Raw genomic sequence first — 16,877 nt, forward strand, 5'->3', positions numbered from 1 at the left:
GGCATGCTGGTCTGCGGGAGGTGGACCGGCCATGGTCAGAGCGGTGTCCGAGACGCACGGCGAGATCCTCGCCGCGGCGGCACGACGGTTCGCGGTGACCGGCTACCGGGGCACCTCGTTGCAGGACATCGCCGGCGAGGTCGGCTGCTCCAAGGCCACCGTGCTCTACCACTTCGCCAACAAGGAAGCTCTGCTGGCCGAGCTGATGGCCCCGGCGATCGGGGTGCTGAAGGCCCTCGACGACCAGCTCACCGGCCTGACCGGAGCGGCCGCCCAGCAGGTCGCCGCAACCGGCTTCGTCGACCTCGCGGTCCGGTTCCGGCGGGAGATCGCGGTGCTGCGCGGCGAGTTCCCGGAGCTGCTGTGCCAGCCGGCCTTCGCGCCCATCCAGCAGATCTCCGACCGGCTGCGGGACGCGTTGGCCGGGCACTCCGACCGGCCGGGCGCCCGGATCGCCGCGCTGGTGCTGCTCGCCGGCATCTCCGAGGCGTGTGCCGAGTTCGTCGACATCGGAGACGACGAGCTGCGCCCTGCCCTGCTCACCCTCGTCCGGCGGGCCCTCGAACCCGTCGACGCACCCCTGCCCCTCCCACCCACGACCGAGGACAAGGAAACCTGATGGCCACCCTGCTCTACCGGCTCGGCCGGGGCGCGCTACGCCGGCGCCGGCTCGTCGTCGCGCTCTGGCTCGTCGTACTCGTCCTCGCCGGCCTGGCCGCGGCGACCCTGCGCGGCCCGACGGCGAGCAACTTCACGATGCCCGGCACCGAGAGCCAGCGTGCGCTCGACCTGCTCGCCGAGCAGTTCCCCGCGGCCAGCGGCGCCACCGGCACCATCACGGTCAAGGCGCCGGCGGACGGCCAACTGGCCAGCCCGCAGGGCCAGGCCGTGGTGCGGGAGTTGGTCCAGCAGGCCGCCACGCTGCCCGGCGTGGTCGGTTCGGTCGACCCGTTCCAGGTCGGGGCGGTCTCGCCCAACGGTCGGTACGCGCTGGTCCAGGTCCAGTTCGCCACCGGCGCCGACGACGTGACCGACGCGCAGCGCAGCGCGTACGAGCAGGTCGGCAAGGCGGCCGAGGAGCAGGGTTGGCAGGTCGCCCCGGGTGGTGAGGTGCTGGGTGGTGAGCCGGAGATCGGCTCGACCGAGGCCCTCGGCGTACTGGTCGCCGCGATCGTCCTGATCATCACCTTCGGCTCGCTCGTGGCCGCCGGGATGACCATGCTCAACGCCCTGATCGGCGTGGGCGCCGGCATGGCCGGCCTGTTCGCGCTGAGCAGTGTCGTCCAGTTGACCAGCACCGCGCCGATCCTGGCGCTGATGCTCGGCCTCGCGGTCGGGATCGACTACTCGTTGTTCATCACCTCCCGACACCGGCAGAACCTGCTCGACGGCCTGTCCCCGGAGGAGGCGGTCGGTCGGGCCGTGGGCACCGCCGGGTCCGCCGTGGTCTTCGCGGGCGCCACCGTCGTCATCGCCCTGGCCGGGCTGGCCGTGGTCGACATTCCGTTCCTCACCGTGATGGGTCTCGCCGCCGCGGGCACGGTCACCGTCGCGGTGCTCGTCGCGATCACCCTCCAGCCCGCGCTGCTCGGCTTCGCCGGCCGCCGGGTGCTTCCCCGCCGCCTGCGATCCGCCGTCGTCGACGGCACGAGCGGCACGGACGCCAACGCCACGAGCGGCACGGACGCCAACGGCCCGATCGGCACGGACGCCGGGGACGACGCGCCGGGCGCCACCGACCGGACGCTCGCCGGCAACGCGCCACACGAGGACACACCCGGGTTCGGGTTCCGTTGGGCGCGGCTGGTCACCCGGTTCCGCGTACCGGTCATCCTGGTCGGGCTGCTCGGCCTGGGGCTGCTCGCGCTGCCCACGCCGGACATGCGGCTGGCCCTGCCGGACGCCTCGACGGCGGCCGTCGGCTCACCCGCCCGGGTGGCCAGCGACCTGACCACCGAGGGCTTCGGGCCCGGCTTCACCGGGCGGCTCGCCGTGGTGGTCGCCGGCGACACGCCGGAGGCCGCCTCGGCCGCCGTGCCGCAGGTCACCGCACTGCTCCAGCGCACCGAGAATGTGCTCGCGGTGGCACCGGCGCAGCTCAGCCCGGACGGCCGGACGGCGCTGCTCGGCGTCATACCGAAGACGGGCCCGACCGACGAGGCCACCGAGACCCTGGTGCACGACATCCGTCGCTCGGTCGGCGGGATCCAGAACGCGGACGTGCTGCTCACCGGCGCCACCGCGATCGGCATCGACGTCTCCGAGAAGCTCTCCGACGCGCTGCCGATCTACCTGCTGCTGGTGGTCGGGCTCTCGGTGCTGCTGCTCATGCTGGTCTTCCGCTCGCTGCTGGTGCCGGTCAAGGCCGCGCTGGGCTTCCTGCTCACCGTCGCCGCCACGTTCGGCGTCACGGTGGCGGTCTTCCAGCAGGGGCACCTCGCCAGCCTGGTCGGCCTGGACACACCCAGCCCGCTGATCAGTTTCCTGCCGATCCTGCTCATCGGCATCCTGTTCGGGCTCGCGATGGACTACGAGGTGTTCCTGGTGTCCCGGATGCGGGAGGACTTCGTGCACGGCGCGTCCGCCCGGCAGGCCACCATCAGCGGGATGGGGCACGGCGCGCGGGTGGTCACCGCCGCCGCGCTGATCATGATGTCGGTCTTCGGGGGCTTCGTCTTCCTGGAGGATCCGGTGATCAAGTCGATGGGCTTCGCGCTCGCCGTCGGTGTGGCCATCGACGCCTTCGTGGTGCGGATGACCATCGTGCCGGCCGTGATGTCACTGCTCGGTGACCGCGCCTGGTGGCTGCCCCGCTGGCTGTCCCGCATCCTGCCGAACGTGGACATCGAGGGCGAGGGCCTGCGCACCCACCTGACCGACCGCACCCCGACTCGGGTCTGACGGCGACCGGTCACACCCCGGCGGGATAGGTCTGCATCTCGCCGGGGGTGGCCGGGACGGGCAGCGCGTGCAGGGCGGTGGTCTCGTCGCACCAGATGAAGGCGTCATAGCGCTCGCCGAGCCGGGTCGGCACGTAGTTGCCCCAGGACTCGAAGGACGGGTCGTAGACGACCCCGATCGCCCGGTGGTCCGCGGTGTCGGTGACCCAGCCCGGCTGGTCCTCGCCGCCGAAGACCAGGACCGCCCGGTCCGGCATCAGCTCGTGCATCCGCCTCTCGACCGACCCCTCCCGGGCCGGCGGCACCACCATCGCCTCGGGCGGTGAACCCCATCGGGGTGCGGCGATCGCCGTGCCCCGGTAGCTGCCGAAACCGACAAGCGTCACCGCGTCGTCGCCGTACCGCTGCCGGGCCAGCTGGCCGATGTTGACCATCCCGTCCGCGGCCATGTCGGTGGCCCGGGCATCCCCGACGTGCGTGTTGTGCGCCCAGACGATCCCCCGGGCGTCCGGGCCGTACCGGTCCAACAGCCGGTCCAGGGTGTCCTGCATGTGGGTGTCACGGATGTTCCACGAATCCGGCCCACCGGCCACCATCGCCCGGTAGTAGCGCTCCGCGCCCGCCACCACCTCAGCGTTCTGCCAGGCCGAGAAGCGGTCCGGGCCGTCGGAGAGGGCCTGTTCCCGGGTCCGGGCCAGCAGCCTGATCACCTCCTCCTCGCACCGGGCGGAGACGAAACGGCTCGCCGCGCCGTACTCCTCGACCCGCTTGCCGTACGGCTCGAAGCACCGGTATGCGTCCTGCGCCGCCTCCAGCGAGGTCGGATCCTCCTCGCCCAGGTAGTCGAAGATCGCCTGCATGGAATCCCACAGGCTGTACACGTCGAGCCCGTGGAACCCGGCCCGCTCGTCCTGCGGGCGCTCCACGTTCCACGCCCGCAGCCAGCGACAGAACCGGGCCACCTCGGCGTTCGCCCACATCCAGGTCGGCCACCGCTCGAAGCGCTCCAGCGCGGCCTGCGGATCGAGCGCCCCGCCCGGCGCGGCGGTGACCGATCGGTGCACCCGGTCACAGTCCGGCCAGTCGCCCTCGACGGCCACGAACGAGAAGCCGCACTCGGCGATCAGCCGGCGGGTGAGCTGCTCGCGCAGCCGGTAGTAGTCGTAGCTGCCGTGGGTGGATTCGCCGATCATCACCACCCGGGCGTCCCGGACGCGCTCCAGCAACGGGTCGAAGTCGCTCGGCGCGCCGAGCCGCTGAACCAGCATGCCAGCGGCTACCCGGCGGCCGATGCGACAAACCGTCGGCGCGCCGCCGACGACACGCCGGCCGCCGGGTGATCGCGGCCCCGCCGACCAGCCCCGTGTACGCGGACAGCCAGCGGGTAGCCCGCCGGCATGACCGTCACCGGCGTGCAGCTGCAGGAGTACCTGGCGGGGCTCGACTATCCGGTCTCCCGGGAGGACCTGGTCCGCTGGGGGCAGGAGAACGGCGCCAGCACGTCGATGTTGCAGATGTTGCGGGCGTTGCCAGCGGAGCAGATCGAGTCTCCCACCGAGCTCGGCGAGGCGCTGAAGACCCTCCCGTGAACGATCGGCGCCTCGCGGCGGTGCTCCTCGAAGCCCGTCTCCGGTGGTCAGCGGGCGTGCAGCAGCCGGAACAGCACCAGCCACTGCTCCGGCCAGACGTACCCGACCGGGGTGTCCGGGGCGATCCGGACGGCCCGCAGCGCCGCGGCCACCCGGGCCGGCGGGTGGTGCCGGCGCAGCGTGGCCGCGAGCGAGCCGCCGACACCGCCGAAGCCGGCCTCCACCAACCGGCGGTACGCGGGCAGCGCGCCCGAAGCGAGTAACGGCTCGACCCGCCGTTCCAGCCGCAGGATGCCGGCGTCCACCCCGGGCACCGGACGGAACGCGCCACGCGGCACCCGCCCGGCCAGCCGCCAGTCGAACTCCGGCCAGGTCGACACGGTGAGCCGCGTCCACCGGCCGTAGTCGCCGCTGCGCCGACGCGCGTACTCCAGCTGTGTGAGCAGGGTCGCCGAGCGCAACGCCGGCGCGGTCAGGCACCACCGGACCACCGCGGCCGTCAGCGACCAGGGGATGTTGCCGATCACCGCGAACGGCTCCGGCGGCGGCTCGACGGCCAGGAAGTCGGCCTGCCGGTGCTCGACGTTGGACAGGGCCGCGCACACCGCGGCGAGTTGCCGGCCCGCTGTCGGGTCGACCTCGTACGCCGTCAGCCGTCCGCACCGAGCGGCGAGCGGCCTGGTCAGCTGCCCACGACCGGCGCCGACCTCCAGCACCAGTCCGTTCGGGTCGGGGTCGGCGGCGCGGACCAGCCGGGTGATCGCGGTCGGGTCGGCGAGGAAGTTCTGCGAGAGTACGCGACGGGACCGGTCGCGTTCGGCTGCTCTGGTCCTGCGGGGCGCCACGGGTCGTCGTCCTGTCTGTCGCCGTTCGGCGACGAGGCGGGACAGGCAGCGGGGATTCCGGGCCTGTCCGAGTGGATCGGGACTCGGACGGCCCTGGACGATGGCGCGGAAACGCGGTGCGGCAGCGACGCACCGGGCGACAACCCGGTACGACGGCAGGCGTGAACCATTCAGCGGCGGCGGGGTTCGGCCCCGGCGCAGCCGCGTCGATGGATCGATCAGCGGCGGGTCGCGTTCCGGCCGGCCAGGGCCGGACGCCGGACTCGCGGACGGGACACCAGCAGGGGTCCCCAGGCGGCCGGCGTGCCGACCCCCTCGATCAGGGCATGCGTGGACATGCACGCGAACCTAGACGACCCCACACCACCGCACCACCCATTTCCCTTCCCATGACCCCTCGGGCGGGGTGGTGTGCGGGTTACGGGAGGGGGACCGTGCGGGACTCGGTTCGGGCGGTTTCGGCCGCCGCCAGGATGGTCACCACGTCGCGGCCGAAGCGGACGTCGCACTGGTGGTCGCGGGTGCCCGACTGGACCTGCTCGATCAGCTGGTCGATCGCCACGCCGAACGCCGTCGCGGGGTCGTTCTCGCCGGCCGGAACGGTCTCGATGCCGTTCTCGCCGTAGAACACGAACTCGCGGGCCATCGCCTCGGGCGGCGCGTCCAGGGAGAGTGAGGCGCTGCTGGTCGCGCCACCGTCGTGGGTGAGCAGGACGTGGACCATCCCGCTCGGCCCGTTCATGGCGGCCACCTGGGTCACCCGGCCCAGCACCGGCAGGATGATCGAGAGCGCGTGCGGGGCGATGTCCCAGAGCGCGCCGTGCTCCCGGCGCCACAGCGAGCCGCCGTACGGGCTGCTCTCCTGGAAGATCGAGGCGAACGCGGTCGTCCGGGCGTGCTGCCACCCCCCTGCCGCTGCCGTGGCGGCGAGGAACGCGGTCACGTTCGGCTGGAACCGCTGGGTGAAGAAGATGACCGATGCGACCCCGGACGCCTCGGTGGCGGCGACCACCCGGTCGGCGTCGGCGACGGTGAGCGCCAGCGGCTTGTCCAGCAGCAGGTGCCGGCCCGCGGTGGCCGCCCGGACCGCGATGTCGGCCTGGATGTCCGGCGGCAGGGCGACGGCGACCGCCTCGCACGCCTCGATCAGCGCGTCCACGTCGGCGTACGCGGGCACCCCGTACCGCTCGGCCAGCGCGGCGGCCCGTTCCGGGTTGCGCCCCCACACGCCGACGAGCTCCGCGTCCGGGTGAGCGTGCAGCGCCTTCCCGTGGGTCTCGATCGCCCAGTGACCGGTGCCGAACAAGCCGAACCGCAGCACGTGTACCTCCGCCGTCGTCCGCACCGCGGCGACGCCACGGGCGAGATCCACGCTAGTCGCCCCACCAGGCGTGCCGGCGGCGGGTCGACCAACCGGAGCCCGCAGGATCCCGGTGCGAGCGAGGCGGCATGACCTGGTTACTACGACGGTTAGTAGGCTGTGCCGGTGACCGAGGCAACGACCGGACGGATCCGGTGACGAGCGCAGGCGTCGACTCACCGGTGGACGGGTTCCTCGCGACGGCGCCCATCGTGCTGTCGCTGCTCGTCGCGGTGTGGGCACTGGTGGCGGCGGTACGCCACCGGCCGCCGGACCGGGTCCAGTTCCTCGGCCTGGCCGTACTCGAACTGGCGTTGCTCGTGTTGGGCGTGGTGGCGCTGGTCGCGATCGCCGGTGGGGACCGGCCCGGCGAGCCCGGCGCCTTCTACGGCTACCTGGTCACGCTGGTCTGCCTGCCGCCGCTGGCCTGGGTGCTGGCCCGGATGGAGCCGACCCGCTGGGGTTCGGCGATCGTCTGCGCGGTCTGCCTGGTGGCCCCGGTGGTGGTGGTCCGGTTGCAGCAGACCTGGGAGGCACTCGGTGGTTGAGTCACGACCGACGCGGCGGGCCACGAACAGTGGCCCGGGCCGCCTGCTGATCGCGGTCTACCTGCTCTTCGCCATCGCGGCGACCAGCCGGGCCGGGTTGCAGATCGCCACGAAGTTCGACGAGGCGCCCGTGGCGTACCTGCTCTCCGCGCTGGCCGCGCTCATCTACATCGCGGCCGCGGTGGGGCTGGCCCGCGCCGGGCACACCGGCCGGCGGGTCGCGCTGGTGTGCTGCTCGGTGGAGCTGGTCGGGGTGGTCGCGGTCGGCATCCTGAGCCTGGCCGACAAGGAACTCTTCCCGGACGAGACGGTCTGGTCGCAGTTCGGCAGCGGGTACGGCTACATCCCGCTGGTCCTGCCGGTGCTCGGCCTGCTCTGGCTCTGGCGCACCCGCCGCGACCCCGCCTGAGGAAGGGGACGAGGGCGTCCCTTGGCAACAGGAACGCCCTCGTCGGGAGTGCGGTGTCAGTCCCGCGGGCCGCCGGCGACGTAGATGACCTGACCGGAGACGAAGCCGGCACCCTCGCTGGTCAGGAACGAGATGGTGTGCGCGACGTCCTCCGGCCGGCCCGGACGGCGTACCGGAATCTCGGCGGCGGCGTGCTTCTGGAAGTCGGCGAAGTCGACCTTCATTCGGGCGGCGGTGGCCGCGGTCATGTCGGTGACGATGAAGCCGGGCGCGACCGCGTTGACGGTCACCCCGAACGGCCCCAGCTCGATGGCGAGCGTCTTGGTGAAGCCCTGCAGACCGGCCTTGGCGGCGGCGTAGTTCGCCTGGCCCCGGTTGCCCAGGGCCGAGGTGCTGGAGAGGTTGACGATCCGCCCCCATCCACGGTCCACCATGTGCTTCTGGGCGGCCTGGCTGAACAGGAACGCACCGCGCAGGTGTACGCCCATGACCGTGTCCCAGTCGGCGTTGGTCATCTTGAACAGCAGGTTGTCGCGGAGCACGCCGGCGTTGTTGACCAGCACGGTGGGCGCGCCCAGTTCGGCGACGACGCGGCCCACCGCGGCCTCGACCTGATCCCGGTCGGAGACGTCGGCGCCGACGCCGAGCGCCCGGCCACCGGCGCCCGCGATGGCGTCCACCGTCTCCTTCGTTGCCGCCTCCTCGATGTCGACCACGGCGACGGCCAACCCGTCGGCGGCCAGCCGGCGGGCGGTGGCGGCGCCGATACCGCGCGCGGCTCCGGTGACGATGGCGACGCGGGGCTCCTCCGACATGATTACCTCCCGGTAACTTGACTCGATCGAAGGAGCCTAACGCCTTCCCGGCAGTCACCGGCGATGACCATCGCTTCACACTATTGATCTATACGAGATGATCTTCCGCGCGTAGCGTCGCGTTCGCTGTCACCCCCGCCAGCACAATGACGACGAGGCAAGGACGACATCAGTTGAAGTTCTCGCGTACCCGTGGAGCCTGGCTCGCCGCCGTGGTCTCCGCGGCCCTCGCGGCGACCGGTGGTTCACCCGCCCTGGCCGCCCCCGGCACACCGGCCGATCCCGGCGCGCCTGCCGCACCCGCGACCGACCTGCCCACGCCACCCGGCACCCACTCGGTCACCCTGATCACCGGAGACACCGTCACCACCCGCCGCAGCGCCAACGGCGGCACCCTCGACGTGCGGGGCCCGGACGGTGCCGCCGCACCGGTACGGGTGGTGGAGGCGGGCGACGACCTCTACGTCTACCCGCAGTCCGTGCTCCCCTACGTGGCCGCGAAGACCCTGGACAAGCGGCTGTTCAACGTCACCCGGCTGATCGCCGACGGGTACGACGACGCGCAGGTGGACCACCTGCCGCTGATCGTGACGTACACCGATGCCGCGGCCGGACTGCGCGTCGGCGCCGCACCCGCCGGGGCGACCCGCACCCGCACACTGAGCAGCATCTCGGGCGCCGCGCTCAGCGAGGACCGCGACCAGGCCGACGAGTTCTGGGCGGCGATCACCGCGACCACCGCGAAGTCGGCCACCGCCGGCGGCGGCACCGGACGCTTCGGCGGCGGGATCGCCAGGATCTGGCTGGACGGGCGGGTACGCGCCGACCTCGCCGACACCACCGCGCAGATCGGCGCACCCGAGGTGTGGGCCGGCGGCGACACCGGCGCAGGCGTACGGGTGGCCGTGTTGGACACCGGCATCGACGCGGGTCACCCGGACCTGACCGACCGGATCACCGCGTCCGCGGTGTTCGTGCCGGGCGAGGAGATCACCGACCGGGTCGGGCACGGCACCCACGTCGCCTCCACCATCGCCGGCACCGGTGCCGCCTCCGGCGGCCGGGAGAGGGGTGTCGCACCGGACGCCCGACTCGCCATCGGCAAGGTGCTCAGCGACCAGGGGTACGGCCAGGACTCCTGGATCCTCGCCGGCATGGAGTGGGCGGCCCGGGAGGCCGACGCCAGCGTCATCAACATGAGCCTGGGCTCCAACCAGCCCAGCGACGGGACCGACCCGTTGAGCCAGGCGGTCAACACGCTCAGCGCCGAGACCGGCGCCCTGTTCGTCGTCTCCGCCGGCAACGCCGGCCTGCCCGGCAGTGTGGCCGCCCCGGGCGCGGCGGACGCGGCGCTGACCGTCGGCGCGGTCGACGGCGACGACCAGCTCGCCGACTTCTCCAGCCAGGGCCCGAGGATCAGCGACGAGGCCATCAAGCCCGAGCTGACCGCGCCGGGCGTCGGGGTGCTCGCGGCCCGCTCGCAGTACGCGCCCGGCACGGGCTCGTACCAGAGCATGAACGGCACCTCGATGGCCGCGCCGCACGTGGCCGGCGCCGCCGCCCTGCTCGCCGCGCAGCACCCGGACTGGACCGGGCAGCAGCTCAAGGACGCCCTGGTCAGCACGACCAGGGCCACCCCGCAGTACGACGCCTACCAGGCCGGCACCGGCCGGGTCGATGTCGCCGCCGCGGTCCGCGCCCCGGTCCTCGCCACCGGCACCGTCTCCACCAGCGTGGGTGCCGACACCGCGAGGGCGGGCGGCAGCACGCAGCCGGTGACGTACACCAACACCACCGGCCAGCCCATCACGCTGGGCCTGTCGGTGGACGCCCCGAACGCGCCGGCCGGGCTGTTCAGCCTGTCCGCGGCGCAGCTGACCGTGCCCGCGCACGGCACCGCCACGGTCACCCTGACCACGGACACCTCCCGGGCCAACGCCGGCAGCCGGTACACCGGTCAGGTCGTCGCCGCAGGACCGGACCGGGCGGTGCTGACCCGCACGGCGATCGCCGTCGGCACGTTCACCCCCTACCACCAGCTTCGGCTGGAAATGACCGACCGGGCCGGCAAGCCGGCAAGCGGCATCATCGAGCTGGGCCAGCCGGGCAGCTACGACGTCGCCTTCGTGCAGACCGACCCGGACGGAACGACGCAGCTCTACCTGCCCGAGGGCGTCTACTCGGCGATGAGCTTCCTCAACGTCACCGGCAGCCACGGGCCCCACTCGCTCGGCCTGGCGCTGCTCGGCAACCCCGACATCGACCTGCGCAAGGACACCACGATCCGGCTGGACGGGAAGGCGGCCCGCCGGGTCGAGTCGTCGGTGCCGCAGCAGACCGCCGACACCTTCACCCGACTGGACTACTACCGGTCGCAGGGTGCGGGCCGGTGGCGCTCGTTCATCACCGGCGGCGTCTTCTACGACAGCTTCTATGCGCAGCCCACCAGCAGGGACGTGCGGCACGGGGACTTCTACCTCGGCGCCCGGTGGCGCAAGGAGCAGCCGGTGCTGAGCGTCGGCACCACGAAGGTCAGCTTCGACGACGTGGTGCGCCAGCAGGGCACCACCCAGCTGCCGAAGGGTCGCTCGACGCTGCCGGTGGTCTTCGCCGGCAACGGAGCGGCGAGCGACTACGCCGGGCTGGACGCCCGGGGCCGGGCCGTCGTGGTGCGGCGCAACTGGGATGTCAGCGACCGCGACCAGGCCGCCGCGGCGACCGCCGCCGGGGCGAAACTGATGCTGGTGGTCAGCGACTTCCCCTGGCGGGAGGTCCGCAACTACTCGGTCGACTTCTTCACCCCCACCCCGATCGAGGTGGCATGGCTCAGCACCGACGAGGGCGAGGCGCTGATCCGGCAGATCCAGCGCGGCTCGACGGCGGTCGAGGTCGTCTCGCAGCCGGTCGCCGACTACGTGTACGACCTGGTCCAGGCGTACCACAACCGGATCCCGCGCGACCTGAGCCGGACCGAGACTCCGAAGACGCTCGCTCGGATCGACGTCGGCTTCACCATCCCGACCACCCCGCAGGCCCGGGGTGGCGAGTTCCGGTACGACTGGCCGTCGTACAACGACTGGGGCATCGGCCAGAGCAGCAACCGACCGCTCGCACCGGTCCGCACCGACTGGGTGTCCAGCGGCAAGCTGTACACCTGGGGCCAGGAGGCGTACCTCGACTCCGCCACGTACCAGATCGACCCCCGGACCAGCTTCCGCCCGGGCAGCCGGAGCGCGGAACAGTTCTTCGAGCCGATCGAACGGCCGCACCTGAACAACAACTTCAAGCTGCCCAAGCGCTCGGGGAACAACCTCGACCTGGACGTGCCCGGTTGGGGCGGGGACGACCACGTCGGTATGGCGATGAGCGCCGCCACCCAGACCAACCAGCTCTACCAGGGCGCCACGCTGCTCGGTCAGAGCAGCAGCACGTGGGTGAGCGGCACCGCGCCGAGCGCGTCCGAGCTGCCGTACCGACTGGTGGTGGGCACCACCCAGGACCCGACAGTCGGCCGGTACTCCACCAGCACCACGACCGAGTGGACGTTCCGGTCGAAGGCGCCCGCCGTCGGCGTGGAGTCCAGTGTGCTGCCGCTGCTGCAGCTCGACTACGCGGTCGACACCGACGCCGCCGGCACCGCGAGAAATCGGACCGACCTGACCGTCTCCGCCACGCACCTGCCCGGCGTCTCCGGTTGCGGCAGCATCCGGCCGGTCAGCCTGGAGATCTCCTACGACGACGGCGCGCACTGGCAGAAGCAGTCGCTGGACCGTTCGAGGGACGGCTCCTGGACGGCGAAGCTGCGGGCGCCGAGGGGCGCGACGTACGTCTCGCTGCGGGCCGGCGCCTCGGACGGCTCGGGCAACTCGATCAGGCAGACCGTGCTCCGTGCCTTCGGTGTGCGCTGACCGGCACGCCGCGCTGATCGCGTGACGTTCGGCCGACACCTACCGGCCGGACGTCACGCGCGAGCGGGGGCCGCGCCGATCGGCGCGGCCCCCGTCCAGTCAGAACCCCTGGCCCCGGCAGAGACGGATCCAGCGGTACCCGTGGCCGGAGAGCTTGATCGCGCCAAGCTTGCCCAGCTCGCCGTAGCCACGGTCGCTGAGCACGTCGATCGGCAGGTCAGCCTCGGCCTCAAGGGTGCTCAGGTCCACCTCGACGTCGTCGGTGCCGAGGTTGTGCAGGAAGACCATGGTCCCGGTCGGCCCGTCCGCCCGGTGCGCCAGCACTCCGGCCGGCGCCGGCACGTCGATGTGACTGGTCGAGCCCGAGCCGATCTCCGGCGCCTCGCGCAGCGTCCGGATCATCCGCTCGAACCAGGCGAGCAGCGACCTCGGGTCGGACCGCTGGGCGGTGACGTTGACCTTCTGGTAACCGAACTCGCCCTTGTCGATGACGGGACGCACCAGCTTCTCCTCCTCCGCCGTGGAGAAGCCGGCGTTCGGCTTGAACGACCACTGCATCGGGGTACGGATCGCCTCCCGGCCGGGCAGCGACAGGTCCTCGCCCATCCCGATCTCCTCGCCGTAGCGCAGCACCGGTGTGCCACGCAGCGAGAACTGCAGGGCGTACGCCAGTTCGAGGCGACGCCGGTCGTTGCCGAGCATCGGGGCGAGCCGGCGACGGATACCCCGGCCGTAGAGTTGCATCTCCTCGGTGGGGCCGAACGCCGCCAGCACGTCGTTGCGCTGGTCGGCGGTGAGCCGGGAGAGGTCGATCTCGTCGTGGTTGCGCAGGAAGGTCGCCCACTGGGCGCCCATCGGCAGCTTCGGGGTGTCGCGCAGCGCGTCGATGATCGTCTCCGGGTCCTCCCGCGCGAGGGCGAGCATGAGCCGGCCGTTGAGCATGAAGTCGAAGAGCATGTGGATCCGGTTGCTCGACCCGCCACCGTCACCGAAGTAGACCGACAGCTGGTCCGGCTCGACGTTCGCCTCGGCCAGCAGGACCGCGTCGCCGCGGCGCCACTGCACGTGCTGGCGCAGCTCGGTGAGGAACTCGAAGTCCTTCGGGGAGTTCGGGTTGCCCGGCTCGGTCTGCTCGATGATGAACGGCACCGCGTCCATCCGGAACCCGGCGACGCCGAGCTGGAGCCAGAACGAGGTGATCTTCTTGATCTCCTCGCGGACCTTCGGGTTGTCGATGTTCAGGTCCGGTTGGAACCGGTAGAAGCGGTGGTAGTACCAGGCCTTGGCGGTGCGGTCGTAGCTCCACGTCTCGTGCTGCTCACCCGGGAAGACCATGCCCTGGTGCCGGTCGTCCGGCTCGGTGTCGGACCAGACGTACCAGTCGCGGTACGGCGAGTCGGGCGAGGAGCGGGCCGACTGGAACCAGGGGTGCTGGTCGGAGGTGTGGTTCACCACCAGGTCGATGATCACCCGGATGCCGCGGTTCTGCGCCTGGTGCAGCAGCTCGGCGAAGTCACCGAGGGTGCCCAGGCGCGGATCGACGGCGTAGAAGTCGGTCGCGTCGTACCCGTCGTCCTTGTTGGGTGACGGGTGGATCGGGTTCAGCCAGATGCAGGTGACCCCCAGCCGCGCCAGGTAGTCCAGACGCCCGATCAGACCACGGAGGTCACCGATGCCGTCGCCGTCGGAGTCCACGTACGTGTCGACGTCGAGGCAGTACACGACAGCCTCGGAATACCACCTGTCACCCATGTCGGAGAAACATCTCCGGTCGGTCGGGGTGGCAAACCTGGGCGGCGTACGGCTGGCCCGACGGGTACGGTGCCGGCCATGGAGATCGACCTCGTACCGCCGAGCGAGCCGTTGGACTGGACCGGGGGCGACTGGCTGCACCAGCCCGTACGCGCCGAGGAGGGCCCCGCGGGCGAGCTGGTCGTGCAACCGGCGGCGGAGAGCGACCTCTGGCGGCGGACCAGCTACGGGTTCGTGCACGACAACGCCCCTGCCCTGCTGGCCCCCCTGCCGGTCGGCAGCGCCATGGAGGTGAGCTTCCACCTGGACCTCAGCGGGCCGTTCGACCAGGCCGGCGCGCTGGTCCGGGTGGACGAGCGGACCTGGACAAAGGCCGGCGTCGAGCTGAGCGACGGCGAGCTCCAGCTCGGTGCGGTGGTGACCCGGGAGTTCTCCGACTGGTCGGTGGCGCCGGTGCCGGAGTGGGCGGGCCGGGAGGTGACCGTCCGGGTCAGCCGGGCCGGCGACGCACTGACCGTCCGGGCGCGGGCCGACGGCGAGCCGTGGCGACTGGTCCGGCTGGCCCCGCTGGACCCGACGGTCGAGGTCACGGCCGGCCCGTTCTGCTGTGCTCCGGTCCGCGCCGGCCTGACCGTGGTGTTCACCGGCTGGCGGCAGGGGCCGGCCGACACCGCGCTGCACCCGGAGCAGTGACCGTCGCGACGGTGTGGTCCAGCCCACCGGCAGGTGTGCCGGGCAGCTGAGGGGGTATGACCGTCCGATCCCCCAGCCCGCGACGGAAGGACGACCATGGCGCTCGCCCAGCATGTCGATCCGGGCAGTTTCACCGGTGTGACCGGTTGGGTGGCCACCGTGATCGAGGCGATGGGGCCGACCGGGGTGGCGCTGCTGGTGGCGCTGGAGAGCATCGTCCCGCCGATCCCCAGCGAGATCGTGCTGGCCCTCGCCGGTTACCTGTCCAGCGAGGGCCGGTTCAACGTGGTGCTCGTGGTGCTGGCCGCGACGGTCGGCTCGCTCGTCGGCGCCCTGGTGCTCTACTGGCTCGGTGCGGCGCTGGGTGAGGAGCGGCTCAAACGCTGGCTGGACCGCATCCCGCTGGTGGACGGCGACGACCTGGAGAAGGCCGACCGCTGGTTCGACCGGCACGGCCGCAAGGCGGTGCTGATCGGGCGGGTCGTGCCGGTGGTCCGCAGCCTGGTGTCCGTCCCGGCCGGGGCCAACCGGATGCCGATGGGCCAGTTCCTCCTGCTCACCACCATCGGCAGCGGGGTGTGGAACACCCTTCTCGTCGGCGCCGGCTACGCGTTGGGCAGTCGCTGGCAGGACGTGGAGCGCTACAGCGACTGGTTCAACTACGCGATCGTGGCGTTCTTCGTCCTCATGGTGGTCGGCTGGGTGGTCCGCAAGGTCCGCCGACGCCGGGCACGCGACGACCGGCGGTCGGTGACCGCCGGTCGCTGATCAGCGCGTTCCGATCGTCAGCGGCGAGCGGTGTCGGCATCCGTCGGAGCAGCCTGCGGCCGTCGGAGCACCGCCTGTTCCAGCGCCGACCAGGCGGTCGTGGTGACCAGGTAGATCACCGCCGCGAGCGGCAGCACCAGCGCCACGAGGACCGTCGTGAACGGCAGCAGGGGCAGCAACCGACCGAGCGTGGCGGCGCCAGGCCCCTCGGTGGGCGTACCGGCCACCGTGCCGACCGCCGCCGACGCCCGGCGGGCCCGCCGCGACGACCACCAGGCAAGAGCCAGCAGGACGACCAGCAGGACGGCGAAGAGCGGACCGGCCGCCCCGGCCAGCCCGTCACTGACGTGGTGACCCAGCGAGACCCCGGCCAACCGCTCCCCCAGCAGCCCGGTGCCGCCCTCGGCAGTGGTGAACAGTCGGTACATCACCAGCAGGAACGGCGCCTGGAGCAGCAGCGGCAGGCAGCCGGCGATCGGGTTGGCGCCGGCCGAGCGATAGAGGGCGAACACCTCGCCTTGAAGCTTCGCCGGGTCGTCGGCGTACCGCCGCTGCAGGTCGCGCACCTGCGGGGCGAGCGCCGCGCGGCGGCGCTCCCCGCGGACCTGCGCGACGGTGAGCGGCGAGATGAGCAACCGGACGGCGACGGTGAGCAGCACGATGGCGGCGGCGGTCGCCGTGCCGCCGGCCAGCGGTTCGAGCAGTTCGGTGAGCCAGGACAGCGCGGTGCCGGCGGCGACGACCGCGTGGTGCAGTGGTGCGAAGGCGAGCATGGGAAACCCCTCGGTCCGATTCCGGTGGGGTCCTCCCCCGGCGGCGTCCGCCCGGTGGAAGGACCGGTGACGGCGGGATCGGCCGCGGCAGCGGAGCGCTACGCGGCCGAGGGGTGGCCGGGTGCCCGTGGGCGGGGTCGGCCGGCGGCGTCCGGGTCGACCTGCCGGGGCACCCGGCGGCCACGGGAGCGCGCCCGCAGACCGATCCAGCGCCGCCCGGAGCCCGGCGGCCCCGAGAGGCCGACCACCCGCGCCGCGAGCAGCGCGGAGAGCAGCACCAGGGCGGTCAGCGCGGCGCCGGCGAGCAGGTCGGCCGGGCGGTTCGCAAGAAGGGTGACCTGGGCGAACGCGGACATCCACGCGACCCCGAAGAACCCCAGCGACACCAGCACGTGCCCAGCCTAGGGCCCGGCGTCCACGTCGACGCGCCGTCACCACGTTTCCCGACATCACCACGGTGGGTAACCACCTGACCGACCGACGCGGACGGACCGCAACCGGTAGGAACGGACGGTGG

The 16,877-nt window shown here is 72.4% G+C and carries 15 protein-coding genes; 8 read left to right on the plus strand and 7 right to left on the minus strand.

All coding sequences use genetic code 11. From position 1 onward, the window contains the following. Nucleotides 1–31 precede the first annotated feature (31 nt). Both ACLJN9_RS13920 and ACLJN9_RS13925 read left to right on the plus strand, forming a co-directional pair. Nucleotides 32–619 carry a TetR/AcrR family transcriptional regulator gene (locus ACLJN9_RS13920; RefSeq protein WP_410811681.1) on the plus strand — a complete coding sequence of 196 codons (588 nt, stop codon included), beginning with the start codon at nucleotides 32–34 and terminating at the stop codon, nucleotides 617–619. Beyond that, the gene (locus ACLJN9_RS13925; protein WP_410811682.1) at nucleotides 619–2,901 is read left to right on the plus strand and encodes an MMPL family transporter; all 2,283 of its coding nucleotides are present in this window, start codon (nucleotides 619–621) and stop codon (nucleotides 2,899–2,901) included. Before ACLJN9_RS13920 ends, ACLJN9_RS13925 begins: the two co-directional genes overlap by 1 nt. A 10-nt stretch (nucleotides 2,902–2,911) precedes the next feature. Here the strand turns inward: ACLJN9_RS13925 and ACLJN9_RS13930 are convergent, their stop codons facing one another. Further along, nucleotides 2,912–4,168, minus strand: a complete 1,257-nt coding sequence (locus ACLJN9_RS13930; RefSeq protein ID WP_410811684.1) for an erythromycin esterase family protein — start codon at nucleotides 4,166–4,168, stop codon at nucleotides 2,912–2,914. A gap of 129 nt (nucleotides 4,169–4,297) precedes the next feature. On the opposite strand from ACLJN9_RS13930, the gene ACLJN9_RS13935 reads away from it, so the two are divergent. Then, nucleotides 4,298–4,489, plus strand: coding sequence for a DUF2795 domain-containing protein (locus ACLJN9_RS13935; RefSeq protein WP_410811685.1), 192 nt, complete (start codon nucleotides 4,298–4,300; stop codon nucleotides 4,487–4,489). 47 nt (nucleotides 4,490–4,536) lie between these two features. On the opposite strand, the gene erm is transcribed toward ACLJN9_RS13935, so the two are convergent. Then, nucleotides 4,537–5,334, minus strand: coding sequence for an ErmE/ErmH/ErmO/ErmR family 23S rRNA (adenine(2058)-N(6))-methyltransferase (erm, locus tag ACLJN9_RS13940; protein WP_410811687.1), 798 nt, complete (start codon nucleotides 5,332–5,334; stop codon nucleotides 4,537–4,539). Nucleotides 5,335–5,752: 418 nt separating this feature from the next. Beyond that, nucleotides 5,753–6,655 (minus strand): Gfo/Idh/MocA family protein, encoded by a 903-nt coding sequence (locus tag ACLJN9_RS13945; RefSeq protein ID WP_410811989.1) that lies wholly within the window; start codon nucleotides 6,653–6,655, stop codon nucleotides 5,753–5,755. Nucleotides 6,656–6,849: 194 nt separating this feature from the next. Between ACLJN9_RS13945 and ACLJN9_RS13950 the strand changes: the two genes are divergently transcribed. Together ACLJN9_RS13950 and ACLJN9_RS13955 are read left to right on the plus strand one after the other, a co-directional pair. Continuing rightward, entirely contained in the window at nucleotides 6,850–7,242 is a 393-nt protein-coding gene (locus ACLJN9_RS13950) for a hypothetical protein (protein ID WP_410811688.1), read from the plus strand. Next, nucleotides 7,235–7,651 (plus strand): hypothetical protein, encoded by a 417-nt coding sequence (locus tag ACLJN9_RS13955; RefSeq protein ID WP_410811689.1) that lies wholly within the window; start codon nucleotides 7,235–7,237, stop codon nucleotides 7,649–7,651. Before ACLJN9_RS13950 ends, ACLJN9_RS13955 begins: the two co-directional genes overlap by 8 nt. A gap of 56 nt (nucleotides 7,652–7,707) precedes the next feature. Here the strand turns inward: ACLJN9_RS13955 and fabG are convergent, their stop codons facing one another. Further along, nucleotides 7,708–8,466, minus strand: a complete 759-nt coding sequence (gene fabG / locus ACLJN9_RS13960) for a 3-oxoacyl-ACP reductase FabG (protein ID WP_410811691.1) — start codon at nucleotides 8,464–8,466, stop codon at nucleotides 7,708–7,710. 173 nt (nucleotides 8,467–8,639) lie between these two features. Between fabG and ACLJN9_RS13965 the strand changes: the two genes are divergently transcribed. Continuing rightward, the gene (locus ACLJN9_RS13965; protein ID WP_410811692.1) at nucleotides 8,640–12,374 is read left to right on the plus strand and encodes a S8 family serine peptidase; all 3,735 of its coding nucleotides are present in this window, start codon (nucleotides 8,640–8,642) and stop codon (nucleotides 12,372–12,374) included. A 99-nt stretch (nucleotides 12,375–12,473) separates the two neighbouring features. On the opposite strand, the gene ACLJN9_RS13970 is transcribed toward ACLJN9_RS13965, so the two are convergent. After that, complete coding sequence (locus ACLJN9_RS13970) at nucleotides 12,474–14,126, minus strand: alpha-amylase family protein (RefSeq protein ID WP_410811694.1); 1,653 nt, start codon at nucleotides 14,124–14,126, stop codon at nucleotides 12,474–12,476. 78 nt (nucleotides 14,127–14,204) lie between these two features. Here ACLJN9_RS13970 and ACLJN9_RS13975 point away from each other — a divergent pair, with 78 nt between their 5' ends. Further along, a complete protein-coding gene (locus ACLJN9_RS13975; protein ID WP_410811695.1) occupies nucleotides 14,205–14,819 on the plus strand; it encodes a DUF1349 domain-containing protein in 615 nt (204 codons plus the stop codon). A gap of 96 nt (nucleotides 14,820–14,915) precedes the next feature. After that, nucleotides 14,916–15,587 (plus strand): DedA family protein, encoded by a 672-nt coding sequence (locus tag ACLJN9_RS13980; protein WP_410811697.1) that lies wholly within the window; start codon nucleotides 14,916–14,918, stop codon nucleotides 15,585–15,587. A 17-nt stretch (nucleotides 15,588–15,604) separates the two neighbouring features. Here the strand turns inward: ACLJN9_RS13980 and ACLJN9_RS13985 are convergent, their stop codons facing one another. Together ACLJN9_RS13985 and ACLJN9_RS13990 are read right to left on the minus strand one after the other, a co-directional pair. Beyond that, a complete protein-coding gene (locus tag ACLJN9_RS13985) occupies nucleotides 15,605–16,360 on the minus strand; it encodes a YidC/Oxa1 family membrane protein insertase (protein ID WP_410811698.1) in 756 nt (251 codons plus the stop codon). 98 nt (nucleotides 16,361–16,458) lie between these two features. Further along, nucleotides 16,459–16,752: a DUF6412 domain-containing protein gene (locus tag ACLJN9_RS13990; protein ID WP_410811700.1), complete on the minus strand. Its 294-nt coding sequence runs from the start codon at nucleotides 16,750–16,752 to the stop codon at nucleotides 16,459–16,461. Nucleotides 16,753–16,877 lie beyond the last annotated feature (125 nt).

The organism is Micromonospora sp. 067-2 (assembly GCF_046549295.1).
In the GTDB taxonomy this organism is placed as follows: Bacteria; Actinomycetota; Actinomycetes; order Mycobacteriales; family Micromonosporaceae; genus Micromonospora.